The 13,945-nt window shown below is 52.0% G+C and carries 11 protein-coding genes and 1 tRNA gene; 7 read left to right on the top strand and 5 right to left on the bottom strand.

Features of this window, described 5'->3' with window-relative positions:
* Positions 1-61: 61 nt before the first annotated feature.
* The gene (locus tag BUB38_RS01820) at positions 62-874 is read right to left on the bottom strand and encodes an Rpn family recombination-promoting nuclease/putative transposase (RefSeq protein WP_073156202.1); all 813 of its coding nucleotides are present in this window, start codon (positions 872-874) and stop codon (positions 62-64) included.
* A 231-nt stretch (positions 875-1,105) separates the two neighbouring features.
* Positions 1,106-1,540, bottom strand: coding sequence for a DUF6434 domain-containing protein (locus BUB38_RS01815; protein WP_175547626.1), 435 nt, complete (start codon positions 1,538-1,540; stop codon positions 1,106-1,108).
* A 127-nt stretch (positions 1,541-1,667) separates the two neighbouring features.
* On the opposite strand from BUB38_RS01815, the gene BUB38_RS01810 reads away from it, so the two are divergent.
* Entirely contained in the window at positions 1,668-2,501 is an 834-nt protein-coding gene (locus BUB38_RS01810; protein WP_073156200.1) for a CvfB family protein, read from the top strand.
* Between the two features lie 107 nt (positions 2,502-2,608).
* On the opposite strand, the gene BUB38_RS01805 is transcribed toward BUB38_RS01810, so the two are convergent.
* Complete coding sequence (locus tag BUB38_RS01805) at positions 2,609-3,301, bottom strand: OmpA family protein (RefSeq protein WP_073156198.1); 693 nt, start codon at positions 3,299-3,301, stop codon at positions 2,609-2,611.
* Positions 3,302-3,449: 148 nt separating this feature from the next.
* On the opposite strand from BUB38_RS01805, the gene BUB38_RS01800 reads away from it, so the two are divergent.
* The 3 genes from BUB38_RS01800 to groL all read left to right on the top strand — a co-directional run bounded on the left by BUB38_RS01800 (position 3,450) and on the right by groL (position 6,866).
* Entirely contained in the window at positions 3,450-4,502 is a 1,053-nt protein-coding gene (locus BUB38_RS01800; RefSeq protein WP_073156196.1) for a hypothetical protein, read from the top strand.
* Positions 4,503-4,777: 275 nt separating this feature from the next.
* Positions 4,778-5,059, top strand: coding sequence for a co-chaperone GroES (gene groES / locus BUB38_RS01795; RefSeq protein WP_073156194.1), 282 nt, complete (start codon positions 4,778-4,780; stop codon positions 5,057-5,059).
* Between the two features lie 175 nt (positions 5,060-5,234).
* Positions 5,235-6,866: a chaperonin GroEL gene (gene groL / locus BUB38_RS01790; protein ID WP_073156191.1), complete on the top strand. Its 1,632-nt coding sequence runs from the start codon at positions 5,235-5,237 to the stop codon at positions 6,864-6,866.
* Between the two features lie 110 nt (positions 6,867-6,976).
* On the opposite strand, the gene BUB38_RS01785 is transcribed toward groL, so the two are convergent.
* Both BUB38_RS01785 and BUB38_RS01780 read right to left on the bottom strand, forming a co-directional pair.
* The gene (locus BUB38_RS01785) at positions 6,977-9,577 is read right to left on the bottom strand and encodes an efflux RND transporter permease subunit (RefSeq protein WP_073156751.1); all 2,601 of its coding nucleotides are present in this window, start codon (positions 9,575-9,577) and stop codon (positions 6,977-6,979) included.
* A 50-nt stretch (positions 9,578-9,627) separates the two neighbouring features.
* Positions 9,628-11,928: a penicillin-binding protein 1A gene (locus tag BUB38_RS01780; protein WP_073156188.1), complete on the bottom strand. Its 2,301-nt coding sequence runs from the start codon at positions 11,926-11,928 to the stop codon at positions 9,628-9,630.
* A gap of 210 nt (positions 11,929-12,138) precedes the next feature.
* On the opposite strand from BUB38_RS01780, the gene BUB38_RS01775 reads away from it, so the two are divergent.
* The 3 genes from BUB38_RS01775 to rlmN all read left to right on the top strand — a co-directional run bounded on the left by BUB38_RS01775 (position 12,139) and on the right by rlmN (position 13,927).
* A tRNA-Arg gene (locus BUB38_RS01775) sits at positions 12,139-12,212 on the top strand.
* A gap of 195 nt (positions 12,213-12,407) precedes the next feature.
* The gene (locus BUB38_RS01770) at positions 12,408-12,755 is read left to right on the top strand and encodes a helix-turn-helix domain-containing protein (protein ID WP_073156186.1); all 348 of its coding nucleotides are present in this window, start codon (positions 12,408-12,410) and stop codon (positions 12,753-12,755) included.
* 47 nt (positions 12,756-12,802) lie between these two features.
* On the top strand, positions 12,803-13,927 hold the full coding sequence (gene rlmN / locus BUB38_RS01765) for a dual-specificity RNA methyltransferase RlmN (RefSeq protein ID WP_073156184.1): 1,125 nt from the start codon (positions 12,803-12,805) through the stop codon (positions 13,925-13,927).
* Positions 13,928-13,945 lie beyond the last annotated feature (18 nt).

Below are 13,945 nucleotides of genomic sequence, written 5' to 3'. Positions count from 1 at the left end.
AATTTAAACAAAGGGTCGCGCCATTATTGGTGCGACCTTTTACGCTTTTTAAGAATTTATATTACAGGGCTTTTATCTCTTCGGGGGTAAGGCCTGTTTGTTTGGCGATAACTTCTAATGAAATTCCCGCATCACGAAAGCCCTTGGCAAGTTCCTTGCAGGCCTCGGCACGGCCCTCTTCACGACCCTCTTCACGACCCTCTTCACGTTCGTCTTCAAGCATGTCTTTAAACGTCATGTAGTCGCTCCTTGTCTTAGGGTCCTTGTGGTAGAAATCCACCTTGTCGCTGATGGCTTTCGTTGCTGCAGATGAGGCTTCGTCGGTTGCGAAATACTTGAGGTAGTCGCGAACGGATTCATCGGTTACAGCGCCGTACCTGCTAAAATTACAAAAATATTTGTAGGTGAGATCGCCCAAAGTCAAGCTAGGATCGTTCTTCTCACGATTTTCGAATTCGTAGATGGGACGTTCCTGTCCGAAGATGTCCGTAGGGCACAGAAAAATAATGTATTGTTCCTTGAGTTCCTTGTACTTGTGAGTGTTTCCCATGGTTTCAGTATCGCTAATTCCCTGGTAGTATCGAGCTCTCAACGGCAATTCCTTGGTATCGACCATCTGCATCTCCAGATCGAAAGTGCGACCAATTCCATTGCACTCCTCCTTGACCAAAACGTCGAAGCGGATGTATTTCTTGTTCGGGTCGGCCTGCTGGTGGGCCTCGCCGACGACACTTACGCGTTCGATCTCAATTTTCAGAAGAGCCTTTAGGAAAGGCTTTGCAATCGCCTCGTCGCTGAAAACTTTCACAAACATGAAATTGTCGCGAATGGTGAGTTCTTCTAGAGGCTTGTATTTCTTCTTTTTGCAGTCCATTTTTCCTCCACGTTAAAAGTTCTGCATACTATTAACACGCAGGAAAATTCCTGATGACTCAGTTTTTTGTAGAAAAATTTTGTTTACCTGAATTATCTGAAGAATGCGATTTCCTATGATTGGAGAGTCATGATTTATGAATTAAACGCATGATGCTCTTGGGAGAAGTCTTTAGTGAAAAATTCAAAGAGACGAAGACAAAGTTTTCCAAGTTGGGTATATCCGTCGGATTTACTTTTTTAGCGCCACCAGGTCCGTCTTTTCGTAACGGTTATGTCCGATTAAAGACTTCTTGTATTTCCAGCAACAGACGGCATCTTCCAGGGAACGGCCCTTGTTGTCGGCAAAGAAGTCGCGGATGTAGGCGTTGTATTCCTGCAGGTTTCCTACAGGAGACTTGTGATCTTTCTTTTCTTTCAGGATGCGTTCGTAGGCGCAGATGGCTTCCTGGTAGGTGCGGCCTGCATTGGACTTCAGCCAGTTCTGGAACTGCACATTGAAAGAGAATGCCTTGCCAATATGCATCTTGAAAAAGGCGCGATGCTTTTCGGAGCAGACAAAATCGTCTTCGATAAAAGTCTGCAGGCCGATGGTTTCAACCGCAGGCTTTGCGGTGCGCACACGATTCTGCGCCGACATTCTTTCTTGAGCTATTCTAAGTTCCATTTGTTTTTACCACCTAACACTCCCCCACCTCATCTAGGAAGGGGGCGCCAAATATACTATATTTTGTAGAAGTCGGCTGTGAAATATCACAGTTGCAACAAATAAAACTGAACGGAAAGGCTTTTTTATGGATCTCGGAAGATATAACCGTGCCCGCGTAGAAGAAATTACCCCCCAGGGCTACTACCTGGAACTGGAAAGCGGCGACCGCGTGCTGCTCCCCGGCAACCGCGAAAAATTCACTCTTGAAGAAGGCGAAATCCTGGACGTGTTCGTGTACACCGACAGTGAAGACCGCCCCATCGCCACTTTGGAAAAGCCCTACGCCCAGGTAGGTGAATTCGCCGTGCTTGACGTCAAGGACGTAAACCGTTTCGGCGCCTTCCTGGACTGGGGTCTGAACAAGGACCTGTTCCTCCCCTTCAAGCAGCAGCTGGGCGAACTGCAGCGTGGCGACCGTTGCGTGGTGTTCATTCTTGTTGACGACAAGAGTAACCGAATCGTGGCCACCGAAAAAATCAAGAGCTTCCTGGATCCGGACACCAGCGAACTTCATGTGGGTCAGCGCGTCCAGCTGGCCGCCTACGAAGTCACCAAGGACCACGTAGACTTCCTGGTGGATTACCGCTACACCGGCCGCCTCATGCTCACTCCCGGCATGGAACGTATCTACATCGGCGACACCATGCCCGGCTTTATCCAGCGCTTTACCGCCGACGGAAAGATCACCTTGAACCTTTCCCCCATCGGCTACAAGGGCCTTATGAAGAGCGACAGCCCGGCAGCCATCCTCCGCAAGCTTGAAGAAGCGGGCGGCAGCCTCCCCTACGGCGACCACACCGACCCCGAAGTGATCCGCCAGGAATTCGGCATGTCCAAGAAGACTTTCAAGAAGCTTCTGGGCACCCTCTTCCGCGATGGCAAGATTTACATCAGCGAAGACGGAATCAGCCTGGTTTAAAAAGCAGTCTATAAAACAGCTTATAAAAAGACGAAGGACTTCCCATAAGGAAGTCCTTTTTTAATAGTTAGACGTTCTGACCCGAAGTCAAAAATAATTCTTGGAAATTATTCTTCCGAAAGGACCACCAGTTCGATACGGCGGTTGGCCTTGCGACCTGCTTCGGTGGAGTTGTCGGCCTTGGGCTGGCTGGAACCATAACCGTTAGCCTTGAGGCGACCTTCGGAAATACCCTTGCTCACCATGTAATCCTTGACGCTGTAGGCGCGTTCCTGGCTCAGGCGATCGTTCAGTTCGTCGCTGCCTTCGGAACTGGTATGGCCCTGGATTTCCACGAGGGCCTTGGGGTTGCGCTTCAGGCCTGCAATGGCTGCGTCCAGAGTCTTGAGAGATGTGGGCACCAGTTCGGCACTGCCAGCCTTGAAGGTGACGCCAGTCAGTTCGGCACGGGTATCGTCGAAGGTAACGGTGATGCCGCCGGAGCTTGCGGTCTTGGAAACATAAGGGGTATTACCGCATTCGAAGGGGCCGGTCAAACTTTCACAAAGGATGGTGTAAGTTTCTTCGCGGGGAATGTGGAAGCAGGCTTCGCCATACTGGTCAGTGGTAATGACAAGCTTGTTCTTGGGATTGTTCTGACCGACGAAAGTCAGCTTCTTGTGAGACTGGGGAACATCGTCGTAATTGGTGTAGGTCACGTTCAAGACAGCGTGAGTCTTGTTGGGAACAAGGTCCCTGGCAAAAGCGGCACCAAAGCCAACCAGAACGGACATCGCAAGAGCAAAAAAATTCCTATTCATAGCACATCCCTTTAAATGTATGCAATTCCATTTTGCGACCCAAATTTAATTAATTCTTGAGGCAAGAACTAGGCTTGAACCCTTGCAAATGTTATTGTAAAAGCTAATTTTACCATCGAAAATTTTTCGCCTTATTATAGGAGTTCTTATGAAGTTCAACAAGATCGCAGCAGCCCTCGTCATGAGCCTTGCCGCAAGCACCGCGGCATTCGCCGCCGACGCCACCGACAACATGAGTCTCAAGGGCAACGTCCAGACCCAGGTCACCAAGTCCATCGCCGACGAAGACAACAACTTCAGCTCCGGCTGGATCCGCGCCAACATCGGCGGCCAGTACAAGAGCGAAAGCCTTGACGGTTTGATCATGCTCCGCATCTTCGCTCCGGAATTCGGAAACAAGCTCTCCAACGGCGAAAAGGCCTCCAACTACGACAAGATCCTGGCAGACCTCTACTGGGTAAACTACAAGTGGGCTCCCACCGCCAACGACAACGTCAACCTGAAGATCGGTCGCTGGAAGACTGACTGGTCTCAGTCCACCAACTTCGGTACCTATATCGACAAGGACCTGACCAAGCGCGGCCTCTGGATGCGCGATTACAGCCACAACGCTGTTGAACTGGGCTGGAAGCACGGCCTGAACCAGTTGAACGCCATGGTCGCCACCAAGAACGGCACCGCCAACCAGGGCTACATCCGTGTCGAAGACGACATGAAGTTCACCTTCCCCCTTGAAATGAAGGTCGCTTACCGTTCTAACCTCATCGACGTGGTCCAGAACACCGCCGCCATCACACACCGTGTTGCAGCATACGCCAGCTACACCTTCGCACCCAACCTCCGCCTCTACGGTGAATACGCCTGCCTCTACACCGAAGACCAGGACATCAATACCGCCGTCGAAAACTACATCGCTCCGGAATCCAAGTACTTCACCCAGGGTGACTACGTCCAGCCCTTCTACGCCGGCGTTGAAATTCCCACCTTCGGCATCCTCAGCAACCTGATGTTCGAAATGGAATACATCAAGGACCGCGAAGAAAAGATCCACTTCGCCAAGGACAACAAGATGGATGACCTGGCATGGACCGTGGCTCTCGTGAAGAACATCGGCAAGTCCAAGCTCCAGTTCAGCGTCTACAGCGAAGACGAAGTGAGCGACGTGGGCCTGGCATTCCGCCTGACCAGCACCATCAAGTAATTACAAGCCGAGAGTCGCGGGCAACCCGTGAATCGAAGCAGGCCGTGAATCGCGGCGAAAAGGAGTCGGTACCCCGGCTCTTTTTTTTGTTTCAGAATTAAACAGCTTTTCGTTTCAAAAGTGAACATTTACTCCATATATAAGGGCTGCAGCCCCCATTTACGGCATTGGCACAAAAATTGCTAAATTTGGGCGAAACAAAAATAGGCCCCCAAGGCCAACAGTTTAAACAATAGGGTTTCCCGAACGTGGAGCCCGCAACAAAGGACAGAAAAATGATCAAGCCTTTAGCAGATCGCATCGTTGTAAAGCCGGCTGAAGCCGAACAGAAGACCTCCTCCGGCCTCTTCATCCCGGATAACGCCAAGGAAAAGCCCATGCAGGGTAAGGTCGTGGCAGTAGGCCCGGGCCGCAAGACTGAAAACGGCGAAACCGTTGCTATGGAAGTCAAGGTTGGCGACGTGGTTATCTACGGCAAGTACAGCGGCACCGAAATCTCCGTCGAAGGCGAAAACTACCTGATCATCAAGGAATCCGACATCTTCGCAACTCTTTAATAGAAGCGAGGTCGCTTCGCTCTGAGGTATGAGGGCGCATTCCTGCGGAATGCTTTGAGGTTAAAAGGCTATAAGCCGCAATCATAAACCTCCAGGCGCGAAGCGCCGACCTCAAGCCCCAAAGTGCCGCAGGCACGACCCCATCCCAAGAATTTTAAATAAGGAAAAAAGAAAAATGGCAAAACAGTTGAAGTTTGATGTGGCTGCCCGTGAATCCCTCATGAACGGCGTCGATAAGCTGGCAAACGCAGTTAAGGTTACTCTCGGCCCCAAGGGTCGTAACGTCATGATCGCCAAGGCATTTGGCGCACCCAACGTCACCAAGGACGGCGTTTCCGTCGCTAAGGAAGTTGAACTGGAAGACGCTTACGAAAACCTGGGCGCACAGATGGCCAAGGAAGTAGCAAACAAGACTTCTGACACCGCTGGCGACGGCACCACCACCGCAACCGTTCTCGCTCAGGCAATCACTCGCGAAGGCCTCAAGAACGTTGCCGCAGGCGCAAACCCCATGGACATCAAGCGCGGTATGGACGCTGCAGTTGACGCTGTCATCGAAGAAATCGGCAAGATGGCTGTGAAGATCAACGGCAAGGAACACATCGCTCAGGTTGCTACCATTTCCGCTAACAACGATCCGGAAATCGGCGACCTCCTGGCCAATGCTATGGAAAAGGTCGGTAACGACGGCGTTATCACCATCGAAGAATCCAAGACTGCAGAAACCATCCTCGACGTCGTCGAAGGTATGCAGTTCGATCGCGGTTACCTGTCTCCCTACTTCGTCACCAACACTGACAGCATGGAAGCAGCCCTCGAAGCTCCTTACATCCTCCTTTACGACAAGAAGATCTCCACCATGAAGGACCTCCTCCCCATGCTGGAATTCGTCGCAAAGCAGGGCAAGCCTCTCCTCATCATCGCTGAAGATGTTGACGGCGAAGCTCTCGCAACTCTCGTTGTGAACAAGATGCGCGGCACCCTGAAGGTGGCAGCCGTTAAGGCTCCGGGCTTCGGCGACCGTCGTAAGGCAATGCTGGAAGACATCGCTATCCTCACCGGCGGTATGCTGGTTTCCGAAGACACCGGCGCTAAGCTGGAAGACGCTCCGGTTACCGTCCTCGGTCAGGCAAAGTCCATCGTTATCACCAAGGACAACACCACCATCGTCGAAGGTGCTGGCGACGCCGCTTCCATCAAGGGCCGTATCGCCCAGATCAAGAAGCAGATCGAAGCTACCACTAGCGACTATGACCGCGAAAAGCTCCAGGAACGTCTCGCTAAGCTCGCTGGCGGCGTTGCAGTGATCAAGGTCGGTGCTGCTACCGAAGTTGAAATGAAGGAAAAGAAGGACCGCGTTGACGATGCTATGCACGCAACCCGCGCCGCTGTCGAAGAAGGTATCGTTCCGGGTGGTGGCGTTGCTCTCATCCGCGCAGCCAAGGCTGTCGAAGCCCTCAAGCTCACCAACGACGACCAGAAGACTGGTGCCGCTATCATCAAGCGCGCTATCGAAGAACCTCTCCGTCAGATCGTCGCAAACGCTGGTGGCGAAGGCTCCGTCGTTGTGAACAAGGTTAAGGAAGGTAAGGACGGCTTCGGCTACAACGCCAAGACCGATACTTACGAAGACCTGATCAAGGCTGGCGTTATCGACCCGGCTAAGGTTACCCGTACCGCTCTCAAGAACGCATCCTCCATCGCTTCCATGATCCTGACCACCGACTGCGTGATCACCGAAAAGAAGGAAGCCAAGCCGGCAGCACCCGCTATGGATCCTTCCATGGGCATGGGCGGCATGATGTAATAAAGCCTTCTCGCGGGGTCTCCCCCGCGATCTAGGATTTTTTCCCTTTACGAACAAAGGGCTGCGGTTTAAAACCGCAGCCCTTTTTCTGTACGCTTTGTTCTTTCTGGCTACTTCTTCTTAAGCCATGCCTGGCAAAGGAACATGGAGAATACCACGCTGGTAATCAGGAAAATGAAGATGCCTAGGCAAGCCAGGTCACCGATGCCCTTCAGGCCGCGATGGGTGGTAAAGAGGAAGCCCACGAAGCCGGCGATAGTGGTCATGGAGCTGGCCATCACGTTACGGCCGGTGTTGTCCATAAGCTGGCGGAGGGTCATGTTCTTGTCGGACATCCAAGAGGTAATGAAGTGGATGGTGGCGTCGATGCCGATACCCAGGGTCATGGGAATGACGATCACATTATAAATGCTGATCTTGCCGAAATCCAGGAAGTGGGTCAAGGCGCCAAGTACGCCCAGAGTCAGCAAGGTGCCCATGCCGAAGGAAATGCAGCCGCTAATGAAGAGCTTGGGCTTGCGGAAGGACACGGCCAAGGTTCCGAAGATCACCAGGATGATGGCCAGGGCCAGGCGGAAGCTGTCCTGCTTCACGGATTCAATCACGTCAGAGAGAATGAACTGGGAAGAGAAGGTGCGCAGGTCTTCGCCGTCGAAGTTCCAGTGGCCATAACGTTCCTGGAAGCGGTGCAGGGCGTGGGCATCCCAGCTGGGGAAGTCACCGTAGATAAAGCCGATCTTGCCATAGGAGCCATCCTTTTCGCGGAGGAGGTCCAGAGTCCAGCTAGGAACGTCTTCGGGAGTGAAGGATTCCTCGACCTTGGCCAGCTGACGGAGAGAAGCGATGTTTGCGGAATCCTCGCCTTCGGCGCGGTCAAAGACACGGGCTTCTGCCAGGTCGCGAATTTCCTCGATGATTTCGAGGCGGGCCTTCTGGGAATCCATAGGCGGCACAAAGCTCTTCAAGGTCAGGAAGCTACCCAGGGTAGAATCCTTTTCCACATGGAGTCGGACCATCAAGGTATCGTACAGCATATCAAGCTGTTCGGGCTTGGAACCCATGACGGCGGCCGGAGTGGATGTCACGGCACGGTTGGTGGCACGGGTCACCTTGGTAGAAATCTTGTTCTTGGAAGTCTTTACCGTGGTAGAAACGCGGCGCAGGTTGCGCATGTTGTGTTCGAAGTCCACATCCTGGGCAAAGTACAGGGAGATGCCACCAAGAATGAAGCCGATAATGGCCGCATACTTAAAGAAGTTAAAGACTTGCTTGTCGCTCCAGGACTTGGGAAGCAGACTGTTATTAGGTGCAGCGGGAATACCGCCCATGCATCTGATAAATACAGGCAGCACCAGCAAGGAGGTCAGCATACTGAACAGCACACCGCAAGAAGCCACCACGCCGAATTCATAGAAGCCGCGGAAGTGTGCAGCAAGCAAGGTCAGGAAGGCTGCGATGGTGGTGAAACTTGCCAGAATGAAAGGCTTCATCATTTTCTGCTGGGCCATTTCCAGCACTTCTTCCAAAGAGGCGTTCTTGCTCAGCAGCTTTTGTGCCGTACCCAAAATATGGATGGAGTAGTCAATACCGATACCCAAGATAATGGAAGCCACAAAAACGGTAAAGGGGTTCATCTTACCGTACAGCAGGGCGGTAAATGCCAGGGTAGGAATGCAGGCGTACAGCACAGAGGCTGTCACCAGCACAGGACCCTTCACGCTGCGGAAGAACACCATGGTCAAGATGAAGATCAGGACAAGGCTAATGCCGAAGGAGAAGATACTGTCGTTAGCCACTTCATCCACTTCCTTCAGACCTTCGTAAGTACCTTCAACAGTAAAACGGGTAGGCACGGGGTAAGTCTTGGAACCGAAGTAGCTCAACAGGGAATCGGTGCTTGCCAGAATATGGGTCACGAATTCATAGTCGGTAGAAGGCTTGATCAGTTTGGCGTTCACCACACCGTTAAAGAGGATCTTGCCATCATAGTCTTCCGGAGGAGGAGTGCCGATCAGGCGAGTTTTCAGATGAGCCGGCAAGAAAGCCTTGGGATTCCATTCTTCGCCAGACTTTGCCTGCTGCAAGGTATCATCCTTGGCCTTCTTCTTGAAGAAGGAATCAAAGGCGCTAACCGCTTCTTCGGGGAGGCCCAGTTCCTGCGGGAGGTTGGCGTCAAACCAGACACGTTCTTTCTTTTCGGCAGAGGCAGAACTGTCGGACAGACCATCCATCAGGTCAACCACCAGAGGACCATTCTTGCGGCCGATTTCCAGCTGCAGATCTTCAAGATTGTCGCGGATGCGTTCCAGATGCTTCGAAGGCAGGTAAAGCAGGGCGTTATCCTTGAAGAACTGGTTGTCGTTATCGACCTGAGTCGAGACGAAATCGCCAGTCCAGTTCTTGTGGATGTATGCACTGATAGAATCCTGCAGGGCGGCAACGAGTTCGACGTCTTCGCTCTGGATGGCAATCATGAAACGGTCCGTACTACCGAAACGGCTGAAGGATTCCTGCAGAGCCTTGACGCTAGGCGTATCTTCCGGCAGCAAGTGGGACAAGTCCGCATCCAGCTTAAGACCAGGCTTAAACAGGATGGGAATGGCACAGAGTACCGCCAACACCAGGTAGAAGGCCAGAGCCTTGAACTTGTTTCTGCAAATCAGCGGGATATACCAGCCAGAAAATTTTTCAGTAAACGATTTCTTATTCATTTTACCATCCATCAGAAGACCTCCTATCCTCTTCTTTTCAAACACTTTTCCTAGAACATCTTGCGGGCTTTCTTAGCCCCACCGGCGGACGTGGCCGGGCTGCTTACCGCACCCTTGTTACTAAAGAGGGTGGCATCGTCAGCAGACTTGGTCTTCACTTCGAAGTGGTTACCGTCGCAAGTTTCAGTAGGAGCATAACCAGCGGTATACAGGCAGACGGTCTTTTCGGAGCAGAACTCACCGGCAGCCTTACCCGTGTGGTTGCAAACGCCCTTGCTTACAACGCCGGAGGGAACCGGGAAGGGCTTGCGGGGCAGATCCTTATGCAGTTCCTTCATCACGGCAATCCAGACAGGCAGGGCATCTTCAGTACCGGTATGACCTGCACCCAGGGAACCCGGATTATCGGAGCCAACCCAGACACCCATGGTGTACTGCTTCGTGAAACCGATATACCAGCAGTCCGTGTAATCGTTTGTGGTACCCGTCTTACCACCACTGGGATGGGTAAAGCCGTTGGCATACACACGGGCGGCAGTACCGCGAATGTTCACGTCCTTCAGAATGTCCACCATCAGGTAGGCAGAAGCCGGGCGCAGCACTTCGTGTTCCACCTTGGAGTTACGTTCGATCACTTCGCCGTTGCGGTCCACGATAGATTCGATCATGTAAGGTTCAATACGGTTACCGCCATTGGGGAACACTGTATAGGCAGACGTCATTTCCATCAGGGTTGCACCCACGGAACCCAGAGCCAAGCTAGGCACAGCCATCAACGGAGCGCGAACGATACCGAACTTGCGGGCGTAGTTCACCACATTGTTCAGGCCGTACTTCATACCCGTCAAAATAGCAGGCAGGTTCTTGGAACGGTACAGGGCGCGGCGGAGCGTCATCATACCTTCGAAGTCATGTTCGAAGTTGGCCGGACGCCACACCTTGTTGGGGTTCTTGTCATCCGGGTCGGGAATGCTCACAGGCTGGTCGTTCACGGAGTCGCAGGGGCTTGCACCGTTATCCATTGCGGTGGAATAGACGATGGGCTTGAAAGAGGAACCGGGCTGACGCAAGGACTGTACGGCACGATTCCAGCGGGAGGCGTTCCAGTCGCTACCACCCACCATGGCACGGATTGCGCCCGTCTCGTTTTCGATAAGGATGGCGGCCACTTCGGCATGATGATAGCGGATACTATCCGGATAACGGCGCTTGGTCAAGTCGGCAGCGGTATCGGCAGCCAGATAATTCTTCTTGAAATCGGCATAAATGCTGTCGAAGTGAGCCACCACGCTATCTTCGGGCATATCATACTTCTTGGTCAAGAGCAGACGGCGTGTGGTGCGGTACTTGACGCGGCGGCGAACCTTTTCCACCTGCACGCGGGCAACGCTATCGGCATAAGCCTGGATGGCCGGGTCGATGGTACTATTAATAGTCACACCATCGGCATAGAGGGAGTTTTCGCCATACTTCTTTTCCATGTACTTACGGATTTCTTCGTAGAAGTACAGGCCGGCATCGTTATTCACTTCCTTCTTGGCCAGGGTGATCGGAGTTTCGATATACTTATGATAATCATCATTATTGATGTAGCCGGCATCGCGCATGGCATAGAGCACCGTGTTGCGGCGTTCCAGTGCAGCCTTGGGATGACGGTCGGGGCGGTAAGCTTCCGGACGCTGGAGCATACCGGCAAGAACAGCATATTCAGGAATGGTCAGACTGTCCAGGGGGCGACCGAAGTAGAACTTGCCTGCAGCCTGGAAACCATAGTTACCGCCAGACAGGTAAACTTCATTCATGTAGAATTCAAGAATTTCCTTCTTGGTATAGGTCTGTTCGATGCGGATGGCGGTCATCATTTCCTTGATCTTACGGGAAATGGTTCGTTCCGGCGTCAGGAACAGGAGCTTGGTCAGCTGCTGGGTCAAGGTAGAGGCACCGCGGAGCTTCTTGCCCGAGGTCGCACTTTCCAGAATGGCAGACGGAATCGCCCACACGTTCATACCCCAGTGATCATAGAAGGCACGGTCTTCGGTGGCCATCACCGCATGGATCGCATCTTCCGGAATCGAGTCGAAGGGAGTCCATTCGCGACGTTCCACGAAATACTCGTGGGCAATTTCGCCGTTCATGTCGTTAATCTTCGTGACCAGCTTGGGATTGATCTGCTCCAGCTGAGAAAGGGAGGGCAGCTCCGGCGCAAAGTGGTTGTACACCGCCACAACCGTCACAAAAGCGATAATCACCGGCAAAGCCAGGATTCCGAGCCAAATCAGCACCTTTTTATCGGTGAACCAGCCCTTCAAAATCTGAAGGACATTCATTAGGACAGCTTTAACTTTATTCATTATAATATATAAGGTTAAAAATTTTGGGACAAAGATAGCTAATACGAGAACATCATACCTTTAAGGAACATGAAAAGAGGGGTCTAAAGCCCCCCATAAAAACTTTTTTCAAAAAAAAATCATTTTTTTAGGAATTACCCTTGACAAATATCGTGAATAATCTATCTTTGTGCGCGTTGAAAGACGAGAGTCAAACAACAAAATAAAAACGCGGATGTAGCCCAACTGGATAGAGCGTTTGGCTACGAACCAAAAGGCTCCAGGTTCGAGTCCTGGCACCCGCAGAAAAAAGCAGTAAGAGAAATCTTACTGCTTTTTTTCGTTTTATACCTCCCCAGGCATTTTGTTTCAAAAACTTTTCAAACAGTCCTTCATTTTGCAAACAGTTGTTTGCACGGCGCGTTTAATTTTATTCTAAATTTACATACAAGGTTAAAAACAGGAACACATTATTACCCATACCACGCCGTGGAGGAAGAATGATCTACAAGCAAATCATCTTATCGAAAGTCATCCAGCACATTTTTCTCGCCAAACGTCAAAAAACAGGGCTAACCCAGCTGGGACTCGCCCTCAAATCCCATATTACCCGCCAGTTCATCTCCCAAGTCGAAAGCGGCAAGAGAGCCCCCTCTATTTTCACCATGAGCGTCCTAGCCACGGCCTGCAAAATGACCCTGACCGAACTATTCCAGGAAGTGGACAAACTGTACAATTTTTACGAAATGGAAGACAATTGCAGGGCTTCGGAACCGGCCAAGATCGCAGCTTCGCCAAACCGTTGCAACGACTACATCGAAAACATCAGACACAAGTCACAGCCGTAATCTACGACCCTTAACAAAAAGGCTATTTTTTACTATCTTTGCGACCTATGGAATGGCCGCGCAACATAAAAACACTTACCACAGACGAACTGAAAGCTTGGCTTAGGGACGTCGACGAAAAGCCTTTTAGAGCAGACCAGATTCAGAAATGGCTGTTCTGCCAGCAGGTCCGTTCCTACGACGAAATGGTGAATATTTCACCCGCACTTCGCGAAAAGTTGGCAAACCAGTTTGAGCTGCGCTCCCTCAAGGAAGACCAGCACATGGTTTCCGTAGACGGAACCGTCAAATGGTTGTTCGAAACCCATGACGGATATCACATCGAAACCGTGATGATCCCCGCCAACGGTCGTTTTTCTGTTTGCGTTTCTACCCAGGTGGGCTGCGCCATGAACTGCGCATTCTGCCGCACCGCCAAGATGGGCTTCTTCCGTAATCTCGAAGCCGGCGAAATCCTCGAAGAAATCCTGAACGTCAACTGGTACCTGAAAGACAACAACATCTTCAACGAAGAAGGTCAGATCGCCCAGGTCACCAACATCATCTTCATGGGCATGGGCGAACCCCTGAACAACCTGGAAAACGTACACCGAGTCTGCTGCACTCTGCACAACCAGAAGCTGTTCAACATGGGCTCCAAGCGCATGACCGTCAGCACCAGCGGCGTCGTCCCCCGCATCAAGGAACTGGTGGACCGCAACACGCCCTGCTGCCTGGCCATCAGCCTGAACAGCACCAATAACGAATACCGCTCTTCCGTCATGCCGGTAAATGACCTCTGGCCCATCGAAAAACTTTTGGAAGCGGTAGACGAATATATCCGTAGAACCGATAATTATGTGACGTTCGAATTCGTTCTGATCCAGAACATCACCTGTACGCCCAAGGCCGCCAAGGAACTGATCCGCATTTGCGCTCCCCGACGCGTCAAGGTGAACGCCATCATCTTAAACGATGGCGACGACCCGAACCTGCACGCCCCTACCCCCGAAGAAGTGGACACCTTCCTCGCCGCGGTCCGAGCAGCCCAGGTCCAGATCACCATCCGTACCGCCCGTGGCCGCGACATTCTGGCCGCCTGCGGACAGCTGGCCTACAAGAAGAACAAGGACAACCAGGAAGCATTTGAAAGAGGCCACAGCCTCCCCGACGCAAAGCCCAGGCAGGACTGACAAGGTTCGGCACAGGGC

This window comes from Fibrobacter sp. UWH5 (genome assembly GCF_900142505.1).
Classification (GTDB): domain Bacteria; phylum Fibrobacterota; class Fibrobacteria; order Fibrobacterales; family Fibrobacteraceae; genus Fibrobacter.
Note: the sequence above shows the minus strand (reverse complement) of the source record. Positions and strands in the feature narration are given on the sequence as shown.